This window comes from Hydrogenophaga sp., from assembly GCF_050250835.1.
Lineage (GTDB): Bacteria > Pseudomonadota > Gammaproteobacteria > Burkholderiales > Burkholderiaceae_C > Hydrogenophaga.
Window position 1 is genome coordinate 29755 of the sequence record NZ_JBFWNX010000018.1, and the last position, 17618, is coordinate 47372.

A 17618-nucleotide genomic window follows, 5' to 3' on the forward strand; every position below is an offset into this window, starting at 1 on the left:
CTGGCCCGCCAGCTCAGGGCATGCGGGCGATGACCTGGGCGACCGTCGCGGTCAGGCGCCGGGCGTACTCCAGGTGCAGGAATTCGTTGGGACCGTGGGCATTGCTCTTGGGGCCGAGCACGCCGCAGACCATCATCTGCGCTTTGGGGAAACCCTTGCTGAGCATGTTCATGAGCGGGATGGTGCCTCCCTGGCCGATGGTGCCGCAGCCGGCGCCAAAGTGCGCCTGCGAGGCGGCCTGCAGGGCCTGCTCGAACCACGGTTCAGTGGTCGGGGCATTCCAGCCGCTGGCGGCACCCTCACCCTCGAAGGTCACGCGGGCCTGGTAGGGTGCGTTGTCTTCCAGCAGCGCCTTGAGTTCCTGCACGGCGGCGGGCGCGTCCACCAGTGGCGGCAGGCGCAGGCTGAGTTTGAACGCCGTGTAGGGTCGCAGCACATTGCCGGCATTGCGCAGCTCGGGAAACCCGTCCGCGCCGGTCACCGACAGCGTGGGCCGCCAGGTGCGGTTGAGCAGTGCCTCCACCGGGTCGGTCGTGGTGGGCAGCGCAAACAGGGTGGCGCCGCCGCAATCGTAGTGAGCCCAGGGGAAGCGTTTGTAAAGCTCATCGCCCAGGATCGCCGCCGTTGCCCTGGCCTGAGCCACGCGTTCGGCCGGCACCTCGCAGTGGAAACTCGCGGGCAGCAAGCGGCCCGTGGCACTGTCTTCCAGCCGGTCGAGCACCTGGCGCATGATGCGAAAGCTGGATGGCACCAGGCCAGAGGCATCACCCGAATGAATGCCCTCGGTGAGAATTTCCACCTTGAGCACACCACTGGCCATGCCGCGCAGGCTGGTGGTGAGCCAGAGCTGGTCGTAGTTGCCCGCGCCGCTGTCCAGGCAGATCACCAGGCCGACGTCGCCCAGGCGCGTGCGCAATGCGTCCACGTAGGGCAGCAGGTCGCCCGATCCACTTTCTTCGCAAGTTTCGATGAGCCCGACGATGCGGGGATGGGCCACGCCCTGGGCCTTGAGCGCCTGCAGGGCGGCGATGCTGGCGTACACGGCGTAACCGTCGTCCGCGCCACCCCGGCCGTACAACTTGCCGTCGTCGATCTTCGGCGTCCAGGGGCCCAGGTCGCTGCGCCAGCCGGTGAACTCGGGCTGTTTGTCGAGGTGGCCGTACATCAGCACGGTCTGGCCGGAAGCTGGCGCCGGGGTGCCATCGCGCCCGGCGCTGGCAGGCACCTCGAAAAACAGCACAGGGGTGCGCGGCTGGCCGCGCGCATCGTCAAGTTGCACCACTTCCAGCGTCAGGCCTTCGACCTGCTGCGCACGCACCCAGTCGGCAGCGCTGTGCAGCACGCGATCCAGCAGGCCGTGGCGGGCCCAGTCGGCGTCGAAGGCGGGCGACTTGGCCGGTACCTCGATGTAGCGCACCAGCTCGGGCACGATGGTGCCGGACCAGCTCGCCTCCACATGGGCCTGCAGGGCGGCCGAGTCGAGCGCGGTGTGAGGCAGGCGGGCGTTCATGGCGGTGGTCTCCGGGAGCGTGGGGGGCCGCCACGCGCCGCGAAAGATTTCACCCGCTGCGGTGGCCAGGGAAACAAGTATAGGCAGGCGCAACGGTTTTTGGGACGCATGCAGCCCCTGACCAGAGAAGCGGCGCAGGGGGGGGTGTGGTTCGAGCCGTCAGGCTGTCCGAAAGACCCGCACCGCCTCGGCCAGCCGGCTGGCCTGGTCGCGCAGGCTGTCGGCCGCGGCTGCGCTTTCCTCCACCAGCGCGGCGTTCTGCTGCGTCATCTGATCGAGCTGGTTCACCGCCGTGTTGACCTGACCGATGCCCTGCGACTGCTCGGTGGCCGCCGTGGTGATGTCGCCCATGAATGCCGAGACCTTCTCGGCGTTGGCCACAATCTCGCGGATGGTGCTGCCTGCCTGCGTCACCAGGCGCGTGCCGTTCTCCACCTTGCCCACGCTGACTTCAATCAGGCCCTTGATTTCCTTGGCCGCCTGCGCGCTGCGCTGCGCCAGGCTGCGCACCTCGGCGGCCACCACCGCGAAGCCTCGCCCCTGCTCACCGGCGCGCGCGGCTTCCACCGCCGCGTTGAGCGCCAGGATGTTGGTCTGGAACGCGATGCCGTCGATCACGCCGATGATGTCGCCGATCTTCTGGCTGCTCTGGTTGATCTCTCCCATGGTGGTCACCACCTCGCCCATCACCTGGCCACCACGTGCGGCCACTTCGGCATTGGCAGCTGCCATCTGCGTGGCCTGGCGCGCCGCGTCGGCGCTCTGGCGCACCGTGCTGGTGAGCTGCTCCATGCTGGCCGCGGTCTGCTGCAGATTGCTCGCGGCCTGCTCTGTGCGACTGGAAAGGTCCTGGTTGCCGCTGGCGATCTGAGAGCTGGCAGTGCCGATGCTGTCGGTCGAACTTCGCACCTGGCCCACCATGCGGGCCAACGAGCCCTGCATGTCTCCCAGGGCCTTCATCAGTGTGGCCAGCTCGTCGCGCCCCTGCGCGCGCACCGGCTGCGTGAGGTCACCCTGGGCAATGGCTCCGGCCAGGCGCTGCGCCTCTTCCACCGGGCGACAGATGCTCTGCATGTTGAGCAGGGTGCTGGGCACCACGATCACGGCGGCCAGGGCCACGGCCAGGCCAAAGAGCGCCAGGGTCTGCTCTCGGGTCGCCTGGCCCTCCTGTTCCAGGTGCGCCGCTTCGGCAATCAGGATCGCCTCCACCTTCCCGAGGTTCTGGAGCAGCCCGTCGTACTGTTCGTGCGCTCTGGCCAACACGCGGTTGGCCACGGTGGCGGTGTCGTATCCCCCGCTTTCGAGCTGCTTGCTCACCGGCTCCACAAAAGCCACGTACCGGGTCAGTTGTTCCTTCATGTCGCGCACCAGCGCGTTGTCATCGTCCTCATCGCCCACCAGCATCTGGTCGATCTGCTGAAGCGCGCTGTCGCGCGCGGCGTTCCATTGGGCTTTGGCCTTGGTCACGGCCTCAGGCTTTTCGTAGCCAATGATCATGTCCTTCTCAAAGCGGCCCAGGTCGCCCAGCGCCACCTGCAGGCGCGAGAGTGTCACGGTTTCCTGGAAGGCGTGATTCATGAACTCGGTGCTCAAGGCGTGCAGCCGAGACATGCCCCAAAGGCCCGCTCCACCCACCAGCACCAGCAGAAACAGGACGACGCCGATGGCCCCCATCATGCGGGTGCGGATGGAAAACTGTCTCATCAGATCTTGCATGGTCGAAAACTCGTTCTTGCAGGGTTCGGTAACGCCAGAGTTCAAATGAGGGTCAGAGCCGGAACACGCGCACGACCTGGTCGAGGCGAGCGGCCTGGTCCTTGAGGCTCTCGGCCGCAGCCGCGCTCTGTTCCACCAGCGCCGCGTTCTGCTGCGTCATCTGATCGAGCTGCGTCACCGCCACGTTGACCTGGCCGATCCCGTCGCTCTGCTCGCCCGCAGCCGCCGTGATCTCGCCAATGATGTCGCTGACCCGCTGCACCGAGCCCACGATCTCGCTCATCGTCTGCCCCGCATCGGCCACCAGCCTGGAGCCGGTCTCCACCTTGTCCACGCTCGCACCAATCAGCCCCTTGATCTCCTTGGCCGCCTGCGCGCTGCGCTGCGCCAGGTTGCGCACCTCGCCAGCGACCACCGCAAAGCCTCGGCCCTGCTCACCCGCACGGGCGGCCTCCACCGCCGCATTGAGCGCCAGGATGTTGGTCTGGAACGCGATGCCGTCGATCACACCGATGATGTCGCTGATCTTCTTGCTGCTCTGGTTGATCTCGTCCATGGTGGTCACCACCTGCCCCACCACCTGGCCGCCACGCACCGCGATCTCGGCCGCGCTGGCAGCGAGCTGGTTGGCCTGGCGCGCCGCATCCGCGCTCTGGCGCACCGTGCTCGTGAGCTCTTCCATGCTGGCCGCCGTCTCCTCCAGGCTGCTCGCAGCCTGCTCGGTGCGCGCGCTCAGGTCCTGGTTTCCAGACGCTATCTCCACCGACGCCGTCCCTATGCTGTCCGTCGCACTGCGCACTTGGCCGACGGTCTGAACCAGCGAAGTTTTCATGGCACCCAGGGCCCGCAGAAGATCGCCCAGCTCGTCGTGGCGGTCGGACTTCACCTGTTGCGTGAGGTCGCCTGCGGCCACCGTGGTGGCAATCGCCACGGCTTCATTCAGCGGTGCCGTGACCGACCGGGTGATGCGCCACGCCACGAGACTGGCCACCAAAACGGCAGCCACGGCCAAGCCGACGAGCAGCATCACGGCCTGGCGAATGGTCGTCTGCGAAGTCGCCACCGCCTGGTCCACCAGACCCCGCTGGAACACCAGCAGTTCACTCTGTGCGTTGCCATAGCTGTCCGCCGCCGGCATCAGTCCGGTCGTGAGTTGCCGGTTTGCAGCATCCAGGTCACCGCTCTTGAGGGTATCGAAATACACCTTTCGCACCGCGATGTAGGCGGTCCGAAGTTCGGAGATCTTGGCCAGGAGCGCCTTGCCCTGCGCGCTGCTGATCTCGGCCTCCAGCGTCTTCTGCAGCTCGTTGATGCGCGTGGTGGTCTCCGCGATCTGGGGCTTGAAGTAGGCATCGACCTCGGCGTCGGCCCTGGACTTCGCGACCGCAAGCACGCGGTTGATGTTCAAACGCGTGCTCGCTGCCCATTCGGCCGTCGCGGCTGCGCGGTGCTCGAGCGCAGCCACGCGCTCGGTCGCCGCCTGTGCGTTGCGCAGGCCGTTCCAGGCAAGCGCGGTAAGCACGAGCAGCAGCGCCAGGACACTGGCGAATCCGAGGGTCAGCCGCTGGCCGATCTTGAGTTGGGTGAAAAACACGTCGATGTCTCCAGGAAGAACAGAAAGCAATCAGAAACTTTCCCAGTCACCTTCGGCGCTGGCAGATGCCTTGGCCGGCTCGGGACGGGAGGGAGGTACCACGGCACGCTGGGGTTCGCGTGCAGGAGCGGAGGGTTTGTGCACCGCAGGACGCAGCGCCACGGCCGGCGCCGTCACGGGCAACGCGGTGGCGCGCACCACCGGAGCGACCACCGCAGGCGGCGCGTCGCCCGTGCGGAACACGCGCACGACCTGGTCGAGGCGAGCGGCCTGGTCCTTGAGGCTCTCGGCCGCAGCCGCGCTCTGTTCCACCAGCGCCGCGTTCTGCTGCGTCATCTGATCGAGCTGCGTCACCGCCACGTTGACCTGGCCGATCCCGTCGCTCTGCTCGCCCGCAGCCGCCGTGATCTCGCCAATGATGTCGCTGACCCGCTGCACCGAGCCCACGATCTCGCTCATCGTCTGCCCCGCATCGGCCACCAGCCTGGAGCCGGTCTCCACCTTGTCCACGCTCGCACCAATCAGCCCCTTGATCTCCTTGGCCGCCTGCGCGCTGCGCTGCGCCAGGTTGCGCACCTCGCCAGCGACCACCGCAAAGCCTCGGCCCTGCTCACCCGCACGGGCGGCCTCCACCGCCGCATTGAGCGCCAGGATGTTGGTCTGGAACGCGATGCCGTCGATCACACCGATGATGTCGCTGATCTTCTTGCTGCTCTGGTTGATCTCGTCCATGGTGGTCACCACCTGCCCCACCACCTGGCCGCCACGCACCGCGATCTCGGCCGCGCTGGCAGCGAGCTGGTTGGCCTGGCGCGCCGCATCCGCGCTCTGGCGCACCGTGCTCGTGAGCTCTTCCATGCTGGCCGCCGTCTCCTCCAGGCTGCTCGCAGCCTGCTCGGTGCGCGCGCTCAGGTCCTGGTTTCCAGACGCTATCTCCACCGACGCCGTCCCTATGCTGTCCGTCGCACTGCGCAGCTCGCGCATCATGCCCAGGAAGCGCAGGCGCATGGCCTCCACTTCGCGCACAAGTCGACCGATCTCGTCCTGCCGCTGGCTCGCAAAAGCGTGGCTCAGGTCGCCCTGCGCCACCGTGGTCACGGCCCGCGTGAGGTCGCCCAGGGGCTGGCTCACATTTCGGCGCACCAGCAGGTAGAGCCCGCCACCCAGCGCAGCGGTGGCCACCAGCAGCATGGCCCACAGGGCGTACATGCCGTTCCAGTGCGAAGCCATGGCCTCGGTGTCGGAGACCTCCGCAAGGATCCACCAACCGCCAGCAGCCGACTCGCGTTTGCTGACCCAGGGCTTGCGCATCTCGGCATTGAACAGCGGGGTGGCATCGCGCACGAAGGCCTGCGGCGATTCGCGCAACCGGGTGAGCATGGCATCGGCGCCCGGGTTGACATCGAGCACCTTCTTGCCCGCAGCTGTCGGGTGCGACACGAACACGGCCTCGGCGTTGCTCGTGCGCGGATCAATGATGTACGTGCCGCCACTGTCGAAAAAACGGGCCTCGCCCACCAGTTTGTCCAGCGACGCCTGGAAGTCGGCGATGTCAAAGCCGATGAAGAGGATGCCAACCACCTTGCCCGCCTCGTCGCGCATGGCCTCGTAGTGCGTCATGTACGGCTTGCCAAACAGCACGGCGCGGCCGGTGTAGGCCTTGCCGTCGAGCATGAGTGGGTAAGCGGGGTGGTTGCGCGCGAGCAGCGTGCCCATGGCACGCTCGCCGTTTTCCTTTTTCAGTGAGGTGCTCACGCGCTCGAAGTCGTCGCCCTTGCGCATGAAGATGGTGGCGACGCCACCGTTGGTGCGGTTGAAGGTATCCACCTCCGAGAAATCACCATTGAGCAGCATGCCCCAGCTCTTGAGCATGCCGGCCGATGCATCGAGCTCGAACTTCTCGGCAAACTTCTGGCGAAACGGGCGGTAGGCGCGGTCGGTCATCATGCGCGCCGTGGCGTCGAAAGCGTCGACAGAGTTGGCCACCGAAGCGGCCTTGTCGCCTGCCCACTCGACCATCTGATCGCGCGAGCGGCCCTCGGCCACCACGGCCATCACCCCGCTGATGAGCACCAGCGCGCCAGCCAGCATGGACACGGAGAGGAGCGATACGCGACGCGCAACGGATTGGGTGGAAGATAAGAAGGTGTTCATCGGTGCGTGTCTCCGGTGAAAGGTGGCGGGTTCACTGAAGAACCTGGGTGGCGTCCATGAGCCCCATGTCCTGGCTGGACATGAGCGCCTCGATGTCCATGAGGATCAGCATGCGCTCGCCCACGCTGGCGATGCCGGTGATGAAGCTGGTGTCCACATTGGTGTTCATCTCGGGCGCGGGCTTGACCAGGTCGCCCGCGAGTTCGAGCACATCCGACACGGAATCGACCACCGCCCCCACCACCCGGCCGCGCACGTTGAGCACGATGACCACGGTGAAGCCGTTGTATTCCACCTTGTCGCAACCCAGCTTGATGCGCAGATCCACCACCGGCACGATCACGCCGCGCAGATTCACCACGCCTTTGATGAACGACGGTGCGTTGGCGATGCGGGTGGGCTCCTCATAGGAGCGGATTTCCTGCACGCGCAGGATGTCGATGCCGTACTCCTCGCCGCCCAGTCGGAAGGTGAGGAACTCGGCACTGGCCTTCAGGCTGGCGACAACGCGTGCGCTGTCCTGGTGAGCGTTGGGGTGGGCGTCGTGGCGCATGTCCATGGAATCGGTCCTCGGTGATCGGGTTGGTCCATGGAATATCGGCCACCTCGGGCCAGGCTGAAGTCCGAAAAAGCCGGACAAACCCTTCCCATTCGCCCGGCGGTGCGCGAGCGTGAGTAGCAAAGTACACACCTGGAGCGCCAGGCGGCGCAGTGCCCTAACTCGAAAAGCGGAACACGGCGGTGCTGGCCAGCAGGTTGGGCCAGGTGCGGATCTCGCGGCCTTCGTGCAGGCCGAAGCTGTCCTCGATGGTGAGGCCGTTGCGCCGGGCCAGCACCTCGAAATCAGCATGGGTGCCCACGCGGATGTTGGGCGTGTCGTACCACTCGTAGGGCAGGCGCTTGGTCACCGGCATGCGCCCGCGCAGCACGTGCAGGCGGTTGACCCAGTGTGCAAAGTTGGGAAACGCCACCACGCCGAGGCGACCCACGCGCGCGGTCTCGCGCAACATGGTTTCGGCGTTGCGCAGGTGTTGCAGCGTGTCGATCTGCAGCACCACGTCGAAGGCGTCGTCGCCGAACATGGTCAGGCCGTCTTCCAGGTTGAGCTGCAACACGTTGACGCCACGCTTCATGCAGGCCAGCACCTTGGCATCGTCGATCTCCACGCCGTAACCGGTGCAGGCGCGGGTGGATTGCAGCAGCGCGAGCAGCGCGCCGTCGCCGCAGCCCAGGTCCAGCACACGCGAGCCCGGCGGTACCAGCCGCGCGATGGAGTTGAGGATGGTCAGCTCGCTCATGCCGCGCCTCCCTGAAGCGTGCCGGCCACAGCCTGGTCGAAATAGGCGCGCACGGCGCCGAGGTAACGCGCGTCATCCAGCAGGAAAGCGTCGTGTCCGTGCGGGGCGTCGATCTCGGCGTAGCTCACCTCGCGCCGGTTGTCGAGCAAGGCCTTGACGATCTCGCGGCTGCGTGCAGGCGAGAAGCGCCAGTCGGTGGTGAAACTCACGAGGAAAAACCGGGCCTGCGCGCGGGACAGCGCGACGGTGAGGTTTCCATCGAATTCGCGCGCGGGGTCGAAGTAGTCGAGCGCGCGCGTGATGAGCAGGTAGGTGTTGGCGTCGAAATACTCGCTGAACTTGTCGCCCTGATAGCGCAAGTAACTCTCGATCTGGAACTCCACGTCCTGTGTGCTGTATCGGTAGGCGTCGAGGAGAGCAGCGCGATCCGGCGCCGGGCCGCCCCAAGCCGGATCAGCCCCTTCGGGGGGCAGCGAACCACGCGCAGCGGGGAGCGTGGGGGCCAGGTTCCGCCCGAATTTCTCGTTCATCACGTCATCGCTCAGGTAAGTGATGTGGCCGATCATTCTGGCGATTCGCAGGCCGCGCCGAGGCAGCGTCTGGTGGCGCAGGTAGTGGCCGCCGTGAAAGTCCGGGTCGGTCACGATGGCACGCCGCGCCACCTCGTTGAAAGCGATGTTCTCCGCCGTGAGGTTGGGTGCGCTGGCCACCACCACGGCGTGGCGAACCCGTTGCGGGTACTGCAGTGTCCAGGAGAGCGTCTGCATGCCGCCCAGGCTGCCGCCCATGACGGCTGCCAGCGTCTCGATGCCCATGGCGTCGAGCAGTCGCGCCTGCGCCTCCACCCAGTCTTCCACGGTGACCACCGGAAAATCAGCGCCCCAGGGCGCGCCTGTGGCGGGGTTGGTGTGCGTGGGCCCGGTCGAGCCGAAGCAGGAGCCGAGGTTGTTGACGCCGATGACGAACCAGCGATCGGTGTCGACCGGTTTGCCCGGACCGATCATGTTGTTCCACCAGCCTTCGCTGCGCGCCAGCGGCTGGCCACTGGCGTCACCGTGCCAGCCGGCCACGTGGTGCGAGGCATTGAGCGCGTGGCAGATGAGCACGGCGTTGGAGCGATCGGCGTTGAGGGTTCCGTAGGTCTCCACCACCAGCTCGTAGGCCGGCAGCAAGGCGCCGCTGCGCAAGGGCAGGGGCTCGGTGAATCGGAACGTTTGGGGCGTGACGATCAAGGCAAGGTCCAGACCGGGCGCCGGGCGCCCAAAAAAAAACCCGGTACCGCCAAGAGCGAGACCGGGAATCTCCCCTTTAGCGGCATTTCTAAAGCGCCCGCAATTCGGATCAAATCGGCGCTGGGCGGAGTATAAGTTGAAGCGCCCCGGCCCGGGCGGCAGCCCGGATGGGGGGCGTTGTTGTAACGGCGCATCGCCTAAACCGGGGCTTTGCACATCCTGAAAAATAGTTACTGTTTCTGCCGCATTCAGCGCATAATGGTCTGGCGAGTGCCCGAAACACTCGCTTTGACAAGTGATCGGTCGGTTTCGCGTGCTACAGGTTTTTGTGTGCTAACGGGGCTCCATCGCTATTTTTATCAGTGTTATTAGGAGTCCCATCCATGGGCAACAAACTGTACGTGGGCAATCTGCCCTACACCGTGCGCGACGAAGACCTGCAACAAGCTTTCAGCGCCTACGGCTCTGTCAACAGCGCCAAGGTCATGATGGAACGCGATACCGGCCGCTCCAAGGGCTTTGGTTTCGTGGAAATGGGCAGCGATGCCGAAGCACAGTCCGCCATTGAAGGCATGAACGGCCAGTCCCTGGGCGGCCGCAGCCTCGTGGTGAACGAAGCCCGTCCGATGGAAGCCCGTCCCCCCCGCAGCGGTGGCGGCGGCTTCGGTGGCGGCGGCCGCAGCGGTGGCGGCGGCTTTGGTGGTGGCGGTGGTGGCGAAGGCGGTTTCCGCAGCCCCTACGGCGGCGGTGGTCGTCGTGAAGGCGGCGGTGGCCGCGGCGGTTACTGATCGGCCTCGCCTGTCTGCCTGAACCAGCGCGGCGCGCTGGTTCAGCCGCAAAAGACAAAAAGCCCTGTGGTCCGCCACAGGGCTTTTTTCATGTCGATGTCTGGCGATGTTTGCGTGGCCGTCCGGCCAACAGGCGGTCGAACACCGCGTTGGGCAGCAGGCGCAACAACTTGGCCACCACGCCCATCTGCCAGGGGATCACGCGGTAGCTGGTGCGCGAGCGGATGGCGGCGAAAGCGCGATCGGCGAAGGTTTCAGCGCTGAGCAGGAAGGGCATGGCGTAGCGGTTCTGACGCGTCAGCGGGGTGTCCACATATCCCGGCAGCAAGGTGACCACCGCCACGCCGCTGCCGCGCAGCTCGCCACGCAGGCTTTCGCAATAGGCCACCACCGCCGCCTTGCTCGCGCAGTAGGCGGCATGCCCGGGCAAACCCCGGATGGCCGCCACGCTGGCGATGCCCACCAATGCGCCACTTCCTCGCGCGCTCATGCCGGCCAGAAAGGGGTGAAAGGTGGCGGCCAGTCCAACGTTGTTGGTGGCCAGGAGACGGGACATCACGTCGATGTCTTCGCGCACTGCGGTGTCCATGCCGATGCTCACGCCGGCGTTGGCGATGACCACGTCGGGAAGACCCTGGTTGTTCAGGCAGGCCAGGCCCGCAGCGACGATGCTGTCGGTGTCGGCGACGTCGGCGCCGTACACACGGCATTGCGCCTCGCCATAACCCTGGGCCTTCACCCAATCCTGCATCTCGGCAACGCGGCGGGCCACGAGCGCCAGGCGGTAGCCGTCGCGCGCGAACCGTGCGGCCAGCGCCTGGCCGATGCCGCTGGAGGCGCCGGTGATGAAGACCAGAGGCTGCTTCGTCCCTGCGGACAGCTCGGGCGCGATCATCGGGGCTCCATTCGCACTTTCACGCGACCCTTGAAGTTCGCCACGCGCTCATCGCCGACGTAGTCAAGGGTATCGGCCTGCAGGCGATCGGTGCCTCGAAGGAGCGTGACCGGTCGATCCGACACGATGCGCTCGGGTGTGGTGTAGACGTGGAGAAACTCGCCACGGAACTCCAGCCGGGGCACCGCTTCGCCGGTCGCGTTCACGCCCGCTTCGCGCACCACGACAGCATTGCCTTCGAGAATGAACTCGGTGTTGTCGCCGTTGGTGGTGATCAGCCGGGCGCTGGCCAGCGTGGGAAGGCCATTGAGTCCGACGTGGCGGATGCGACCGTTGTCGACTTCCACGGTGTCGGTGGCGGGGTAGTGCCGCGCCTCGACGCCGGTGAGTTCGGTCTTGAGGATGCCGACGGCGTCGAACACCTTCACCGAAAAGCGGCGCATGAAGTAATCGGGCTCTGTGCTCACGGGTCGCTCCACCCCGGGCAGTTCGGCCACAGGCGTGGCGCGCAACAGCCAGTAAGACGCGAGCGCGAGCAGGCCCATGAGCAGCACGGGCAGGTAGATGGAAAGGCTGTCGAGCCATTTGCGCTTGCGTCGAGGCGCCCGTGGCACGGAGGCGACCGAATCGACACCGTCGAAGAAGTCCAGGGGATCGGTCGTGCTCACCGCGAGGCCGCCCCCAGCTCGCTGGCGTAGGCGCCGCAGGCCACGAGCAGCAGATCGCAGACATCACGCACCGCGCCCGCGCCAGCCGCACGCTGGGCAACGTAGTGTGCAATGGCCAGCACCTCGGCGTGGGCGGTCGATGGCGCACACGCCAGCGCGGCTCGGCGCATCAAGGGCAGGTCGGGCCAGTCGTCGCCCATGGCGGCGACGGCGCTCCAGTCCAGGCCCAGTTCGGCCAGGATGGTCTCGGCCGCTGGCGCCTTGTCTTCAGTGCCCAGGCGCACATGCTGGACGCCCAGGGCGCCCAGGCGCAGGCGCAGCGCGGCGGAGTCGCGCCCGCTGATCACGGCCGGTGTGATGCCGGCGCGCTGCAGCAGCTTGATGCCGTGGCCATCGAGGGTGTGAAAGCGCTTGAGCGTTTCGCCGGCCTCGCTGATGTAGAGACCGCCATCGGTGAGCACGCCGTCCACATCGAAGAAGGCCACGCGCACCGGCTGCGCGCGCAGCAGCAGGGTGGGCGGGAATTCGAGCACGGGGCGCAAGGGCGTCATATGACTTTGGCGCGCATGAGATCGTTGCTGTTGAGCGCGCCCACCAGGCGCCCGGCTTCGTCAACCACGAGCACGCTGGTGATGCGGTTGATTTCCATCACGCCCGCCGCCTCGACGGCCAGGGCACCGGAGCTCACGGTGCGCGGGTTGGCGTGCATCACGTCGCGTGCCCGAAGCGAACGCAGGTCGGCGCCACTGCCGGTTTTTTCGATCAGGCGGCGCAGGTCGCCATCGGTGAAGACGCCCTGCACCCGGTTTTCGCCGTCGACCACCGCGCACAGTCCAAGGCCTTTGGCGCTGACCTCGCGCATGAGGTCCATGAGCGTGGTGTCCAGGCCGACGCGCGGCGCGTCGTCACCGCTGCGCATCACGTCGCTGACATGGGTGAGCAGCTTGCGACCGAGCGAGCCCCCCGGGTGCGAGCGGGCAAAGTCGTCGGCCTTGAAGCCGCGTGCGTCGAGCAGCGCCACGGCCAGCGCGTCGCCCAGGGCGAGTTGTGCGGTGGTGCTGGCGGTGGGCGCAAGGTTGTGCGGACAGGCCTCTTTCTCCACGGAAGTGTCGAGCACCACATCGGCATGCCGACCGAGTGTGGAGTCCGGGCGACCGGTCAGGGCCACCAGGGGCACGCCCATGCGCTTGATCAGCGGCAGGATGGCGGTGAGCTCTTCGCTCTCGCCACTGTTGCTGATGCCCAGCACCAGGTCGACGGCGGTGATCATGCCGAGGTCGCCGTGGCTCGCCTCGGCCGGGTGGACGAACAGAGCCGGCGTGCCGGTGGAGGCCAGGGTGGCGGCGATCTTGCGGCCGATGTGCCCGCTTTTGCCCATGCCCATGACCACCACGCGGCCGGTCACGATCAGCATGCGTTCGACCGCCCGGACAAAAGAAGCGTCCATGCGCTGGGCCAAAGTGTTGACCGCCTGCGCCTCGATCTGGAGGGTTTCCCGGGCCAGGGCCAGGGCTCGGGCGGGATCGAAAGTGGGCGGCAGCGACATGCGCACGATTATCGCTGCCACCGTACGCACATCGTGCCATGGGCGCCAAGTAACATCACGACCAGATGAACTCGCTCGACATCGCCCTGCTGTACCTCCTGGCCGCCGTGCTCGGGGTGGTGGGCTGTCGCATGTTGCGGCTGCCACCGATGCTGGGCTATCTGCTGGTGGGCGTGCTGATCGGGCCCAACGCGCTGGCGCTGGCACAGGAATCGGGTGGTGTTCGCTACCTCGCGGAATTCGGCGTGGTGTTCCTGATGTTCGTGATCGGGCTCGAATTCAGCCTGCCCAAGCTGCGCGCCATGCGGCGCCATGTGTTTGGCCTGGGGTTGTCCCAGGTCGTGCTCACCATCCTGTTGACCACAGGGGCCTCCCTCGCACTCACGCTCTTGCTGCCCACCTGGTGGGACATCAGCTGGCAGACGGCGCTGGCGCTGGGCGGGGTGATGGCCATGAGCAGCACGGCGATCGTCATCAAGATGGTGGCCGAGCGGCTGGAGCTGGAGTCTGAGCATGGCAAACGCGTGCTGGGCATTCTGCTGTTTCAGGATCTGGCCGTGGTGCCTCTGCTGGTGCTGATTCCTGCCCTAGCAGCGGACCCGGACGACCTGCTGATCGCGCTCTCCTGGGCCACCCTGAAAGCGGTGCTGCTGCTCGGCTTGCTGCTCACCGGCGGGCAAAAGCTCATGCGCTGGTGGTTGACGATGGTGGCGCGGCGCAAGAGCGACGAGCTGTTCATGCTCAACCTGCTTCTGATCACGCTCGGCCTGGCCTGGCTTACCGAGCACGCCGGGCTCTCGCTCGCCCTCGGCGCCTTCGTGGCCGGCATGCTGATCTCGGAGACCGAGTTCAAGCACCAGGTGGAGACCGACATCCGGCCTTTCCACGACGTGCTGCTGGGTCTGTTCTTCATCACCATCGGCATGACGCTGGACTGGCGCCTTGTCCTGGACCGCTGGCCGCTCGTGCTGCTGCTGTTCTCGGTGTCGGTGGGTTTCAAGCTGCTGCTCATCACCGGCCTCACGCGCGCACTCGGTGCGACCACGGGCGTGGCGCTGCGCACCGGGCTGTACCTGGCACAGGCAGGTGAATTCGGGCTGGTGCTGCTCACGCTGGCAGGACAGAACAACCTGGTTCCACCGCAATTGTTCAACCCGATCCTGGCAAGCATGGTCATCTCCATGCTGCTCACGCCGTTTGCCATCATGTACGCCAACGCCATCGTGATCCGGCTGGTGGGCAGCGACTGGCTGATGCAGTCGGTGCAGATGACCAGCATCGCCCGCAAGGCGATCAACGCCGACAGGCACGTCATCATCTGCGGCTACGGGCGCTGCGGCCAGAACCTGGCCCGGCTGCTGGAGGCCGAGGGCATCCCCTACATGGCGCTGGACCTTGACCCCGACCGGGTGCGCCAGGCCGCTGCTGCAGGGCACTCGGTGGTATTCGGCGACGCAGCGCGCCTGCAGGCCCTGATGGCTGCCGGTTTGCATCGCGCCAGTGCCGTGGCCGTGACCTACCTCGACACTGCGAGTGCGCTCAAGGTGCTGCGCCATGCCCGTGAGCAGGCCGCGCATGTGCCGGTGGTGGTGCGCACGGTGGACGACGTGGATCTGGAGAAGCTGCGCGCTGCCGGCGCCACCGAAGTGGTGCCCGAGGCCATCGAAGCCAGCCTGATGCTGGCCAGCCATGCGCTCGCGCTGGTCGGCGTACCGATGCGGCGCGTGATCCGCGTGGTTCAGGACCAGCGCGATGCGCGCTACAACCTGCTTCGCGGATATTTCCATGGCGCCGACGACGACGGCGCCGACGAGATCGACCACGAGCGGCTCAACACCGTGACACTGCCCGCGGCCGGACGCAACGTGGGCAAGACACTGGCTTCACTCGCGCTGCATGCCATGGGCGTGCGGGTGGTGAGCCTGCGGCGTGCCAATGGGCGCGCCCAGGCGGTGGACGACGAGGTCGCGCTCGAAGGCGGCGACACCATCGTCATCAGCGGCAAGGCGCCGGCGCTCGCGCTGGCTGAAGAAAAGCTGCTCTCGGGCTGAGGCGCCCTGGCCTGCGGCAACGAAGGTCGTCCATCGGCTGCAGGCGACCACACGCCGGGTGCGCGCCTGTCAGGGCACGGCGGGCACACACAATCTGCCTCAGGCAACGATCACCGTGACCTCGATTTCCTCCCATGGCATTGAACAGGGTCGCCATGGTCTCCTGCCCCGGCCCAAGGCCGGGGCTTTTTTTGTCCTGCATGGCGCATCAGCACGGGCCACGCTCCATCGCGTCGATAATGCCCGCTGCTTCACGGACCACGCCCATGGACAACGCCGCCTTCCTCAAAGCCCACATCCGCACCGTGCCCGACTGGCCTGCGCCCGGCGTGCAGTTCCGCGACATCACGCCCCTTCTGCAAGACCCCAAGGTGTTTCGCGTGCTGATCGACAGCTTCGTGCATCGCTACATGGACGCCGCACTCAAGCCCACCGTGGTGGCCGGGCTGGATGCACGCGGTTTCATCATCGGCTCGGTCGTGGCCTATCAGCTCGGCGTGGGCTTCGTGCCCATCCGCAAGAAGGGCAAGCTTCCTTTCACCACGGTGGAGGAGACCTACGAGCTGGAGTACGGCAGCGCCACGGTGGAACTGCACACCGACGCGGTGAAGGCCGGCGACCGGGTGCTGCTGATCGACGACCTGATCGCCACGGGCGGCACCATGATGGCGGGGCGCCGGCTGCTGGAGAAGCTCGGCGCGGAAGTGACGGAGGGCGCGGCCATCGTGGATCTGCCCGAACTGGGCGGCTCCGATAAGCTCCGCGCCTCCGGGCTGAAGCTGTTCACGCTGGTGGATTTCGCCGGTCACTGAGCGGGCCGGCGCGGCAGCGCTCAGAGCTTGCCGTGCTGCGTCTCGCTCAGGGCCGCGAAGTCGCTGTGCGACTCGGGCACCGGCATCTGCGCGTCGGCGGCCGTGCGGTAGGGCGGCGTGGCCACGCTCTGCAAGGCTCGACGAAATGCCGCCACTTCGTCGTCACCCACCACCTGCGCAGGTTCGCGCGAGGGCGTGATCTCGGGTCTGGGAATTGCGGTGGGGCTGGGCACCGGCATCGGCCGTGAGGGCGGGGGCACCGCACCGGGGGTCATCAGCACCGACTCGCGGCGCGTCTGCGCAGACACGGCGGCTTTGAGCGCCATGCCCACCTGGTCGTGCAAGGCCTTGCGGCGCCAGTACACCGAGCGGATGTCCATCTCATGGCGCGTCTTCGCACTCTGCTGGATCCAGCGCTCGATCTCGAGCAGGTACTCGTCGGGCATGGCCTGTGCGGGCAAGGCCAGGTCGATCAACACCAGAAAGGTGTCGCCCGTCGCGTCGAGCGTGAGCACCTTGAACTCGTAGCTGGTGGAGAGCACGCCTGCACGGATAAGGGACTCGCGCACCACGGAGAACAGCTGCTCGCGGCGCAGGATGCGGCGACCGCGGCGCGGCGAGATCAGCGGCAACGTGGTCTGGCTGAACTTGTTGCGGGCCCGGGTAAAGCCCCCCTTGCCGGAGAGTGCGGGTTTCCGGGCTTGCCACCAACTCATCAAAGACATGTACATCGTTTGCGCAGGGGATACGCGCAGAAAGGGTTGAAGGGAGGACATGAGGACGTGTTGAGGGGGAAGCCGCGCCGCACGGTCAGGTCACCGCGACCCGCTTGGGTCGGTTGTACATGCGCCGAGCGAGCACGGCCGACATGGCCACCGAGAGTTCGAGCGCGATTTCGGGGTGGCGCGCGGAAAGTTCGCGAAAGCGCAGCGGCGTCAGGCACCACAGGCGGCAATCGCTGCCCGCATGCACCGTGGCGCTGCGCGGGAGGTGGCTGTAAAACGCACCCTCGCCCAGCAGCGAGCCCGAGCCCACCACGGCGATGCGCACGCGCTCGCGCGAATCCTCGTAGTGAACGGTGAGCGTGCCACTTTCCACGAAATAGACGGTGCGGTCTTTCACGCCCTGCTCGATCAGCACCTGCCCCTGCTGCAGCGCCACCGGTTGCAGGTAGTTGGCAAGCATCGGCCACTGGCTGTCGTTGAGATTCAATGGCACGGCGTCCAGCGCACTGGAGAGGCGCATGGAGTTGGCCAGGCCTTGAATGTCAAAGCGCACGGAGGCGGGAAGCTGGGCGTTCATGCGGTCACGTTAACCGCGCAGCCCGCACGCGCGCAAGCGGGCCCTTACCCCT

At 66.7% G+C, this 17618-nt stretch carries 16 protein-coding genes and 1 riboswitch; of the genes, 3 read left to right on the forward strand and 13 right to left on the reverse strand.

The window, feature by feature from the left end; all coding sequences use genetic code 11:
• Positions 1-13 precede the first annotated feature (13 nt).
• The 7 genes from AB7F11_RS18410 to metX all read right to left on the reverse strand — a co-directional run bounded on the left by AB7F11_RS18410 (position 14) and on the right by metX (position 9504).
• Positions 14-1510 carry a M20 family metallopeptidase gene (locus tag AB7F11_RS18410; RefSeq protein ID WP_428300303.1) on the reverse strand — a complete coding sequence of 499 codons (1497 nt, stop codon included), beginning with the start codon at positions 1508-1510 and terminating at the stop codon, positions 14-16.
• Between the two features lie 159 nt (positions 1511-1669).
• On the reverse strand, positions 1670-3214 hold the full coding sequence (locus AB7F11_RS18415; RefSeq protein ID WP_428288681.1) for a methyl-accepting chemotaxis protein: 1545 nt from the start codon (positions 3212-3214) through the stop codon (positions 1670-1672).
• A 64-nt stretch (positions 3215-3278) separates the two neighbouring features.
• Positions 3279-4820, reverse strand: a complete 1542-nt coding sequence (locus AB7F11_RS18420) for a methyl-accepting chemotaxis protein (protein ID WP_428288682.1) — start codon at positions 4818-4820, stop codon at positions 3279-3281.
• A gap of 30 nt (positions 4821-4850) precedes the next feature.
• Positions 4851-6974 (reverse strand): Cache 3/Cache 2 fusion domain-containing protein, encoded by a 2124-nt coding sequence (locus AB7F11_RS18425; RefSeq protein ID WP_428288683.1) that lies wholly within the window; start codon positions 6972-6974, stop codon positions 4851-4853.
• A 31-nt stretch (positions 6975-7005) separates the two neighbouring features.
• Entirely contained in the window at positions 7006-7533 is a 528-nt protein-coding gene (locus AB7F11_RS18430; protein ID WP_428300304.1) for a chemotaxis protein CheW, read from the reverse strand.
• A gap of 157 nt (positions 7534-7690) precedes the next feature.
• A complete protein-coding gene (gene metW / locus AB7F11_RS18435; RefSeq protein ID WP_428288685.1) occupies positions 7691-8272 on the reverse strand; it encodes a methionine biosynthesis protein MetW in 582 nt (193 codons plus the stop codon).
• Entirely contained in the window at positions 8269-9504 is a 1236-nt protein-coding gene (metX, locus tag AB7F11_RS18440) for a homoserine O-acetyltransferase MetX (RefSeq protein ID WP_428288686.1), read from the reverse strand. The genes metW and metX overlap by 4 nt, the downstream gene beginning before the upstream one ends.
• 55 nt (positions 9505-9559) lie before the next feature.
• A riboswitch (SAM riboswitch) is annotated at positions 9560-9635 on the reverse strand.
• A gap of 252 nt (positions 9636-9887) precedes the next feature.
• Here metX and AB7F11_RS18445 point away from each other — a divergent pair.
• Positions 9888-10292, forward strand: a complete 405-nt coding sequence (locus AB7F11_RS18445; RefSeq protein WP_428288687.1) for an RNA recognition motif domain-containing protein — start codon at positions 9888-9890, stop codon at positions 10290-10292.
• An 88-nt stretch (positions 10293-10380) separates the two neighbouring features.
• Here the strand turns inward: AB7F11_RS18445 and AB7F11_RS18450 are convergent, their stop codons facing one another.
• Genes AB7F11_RS18450 through AB7F11_RS18465 form a run of 4 tightly spaced genes read right to left on the reverse strand, consistent with a single transcriptional unit; the run spans position 10381 to position 13401 of the window.
• Positions 10381-11187 carry an SDR family oxidoreductase gene (locus tag AB7F11_RS18450; protein ID WP_428288688.1) on the reverse strand — a complete coding sequence of 269 codons (807 nt, stop codon included), beginning with the start codon at positions 11185-11187 and terminating at the stop codon, positions 10381-10383.
• The gene (lptC, locus tag AB7F11_RS18455; RefSeq protein ID WP_428288689.1) at positions 11184-11855 is read right to left on the reverse strand and encodes an LPS export ABC transporter periplasmic protein LptC; all 672 of its coding nucleotides are present in this window, start codon (positions 11853-11855) and stop codon (positions 11184-11186) included. The genes AB7F11_RS18450 and lptC overlap by 4 nt, the downstream gene beginning before the upstream one ends.
• Positions 11852-12406 carry a KdsC family phosphatase gene (locus tag AB7F11_RS18460; protein ID WP_428288690.1) on the reverse strand — a complete coding sequence of 185 codons (555 nt, stop codon included), beginning with the start codon at positions 12404-12406 and terminating at the stop codon, positions 11852-11854. The genes lptC and AB7F11_RS18460 overlap by 4 nt, the downstream gene beginning before the upstream one ends.
• Positions 12403-13401 (reverse strand): KpsF/GutQ family sugar-phosphate isomerase, encoded by a 999-nt coding sequence (locus AB7F11_RS18465; protein WP_428288691.1) that lies wholly within the window; start codon positions 13399-13401, stop codon positions 12403-12405. Before AB7F11_RS18465 ends, AB7F11_RS18460 begins: the two co-directional genes overlap by 4 nt.
• A gap of 65 nt (positions 13402-13466) precedes the next feature.
• Here AB7F11_RS18465 and AB7F11_RS18470 point away from each other — a divergent pair, with 65 nt between their 5' ends.
• Positions 13467-15452 carry a cation:proton antiporter gene (locus tag AB7F11_RS18470; protein WP_428288692.1) on the forward strand — a complete coding sequence of 662 codons (1986 nt, stop codon included), beginning with the start codon at positions 13467-13469 and terminating at the stop codon, positions 15450-15452.
• Between the two features lie 266 nt (positions 15453-15718).
• A complete protein-coding gene (locus tag AB7F11_RS18475) occupies positions 15719-16264 on the forward strand; it encodes an adenine phosphoribosyltransferase (protein WP_428288693.1) in 546 nt (181 codons plus the stop codon).
• A 20-nt stretch (positions 16265-16284) separates the two neighbouring features.
• Here the strand turns inward: AB7F11_RS18475 and AB7F11_RS18480 are convergent, their stop codons facing one another.
• Together AB7F11_RS18480 and AB7F11_RS18485 are read right to left on the reverse strand one after the other, a co-directional pair.
• Positions 16285-16989, reverse strand: coding sequence for a hypothetical protein (locus AB7F11_RS18480; RefSeq protein WP_428300305.1), 705 nt, complete (start codon positions 16987-16989; stop codon positions 16285-16287).
• An 85-nt stretch (positions 16990-17074) separates the two neighbouring features.
• The gene (locus AB7F11_RS18485; RefSeq protein ID WP_428288695.1) at positions 17075-17566 is read right to left on the reverse strand and encodes a Crp/Fnr family transcriptional regulator; all 492 of its coding nucleotides are present in this window, start codon (positions 17564-17566) and stop codon (positions 17075-17077) included.
• Positions 17567-17618 lie beyond the last annotated feature (52 nt).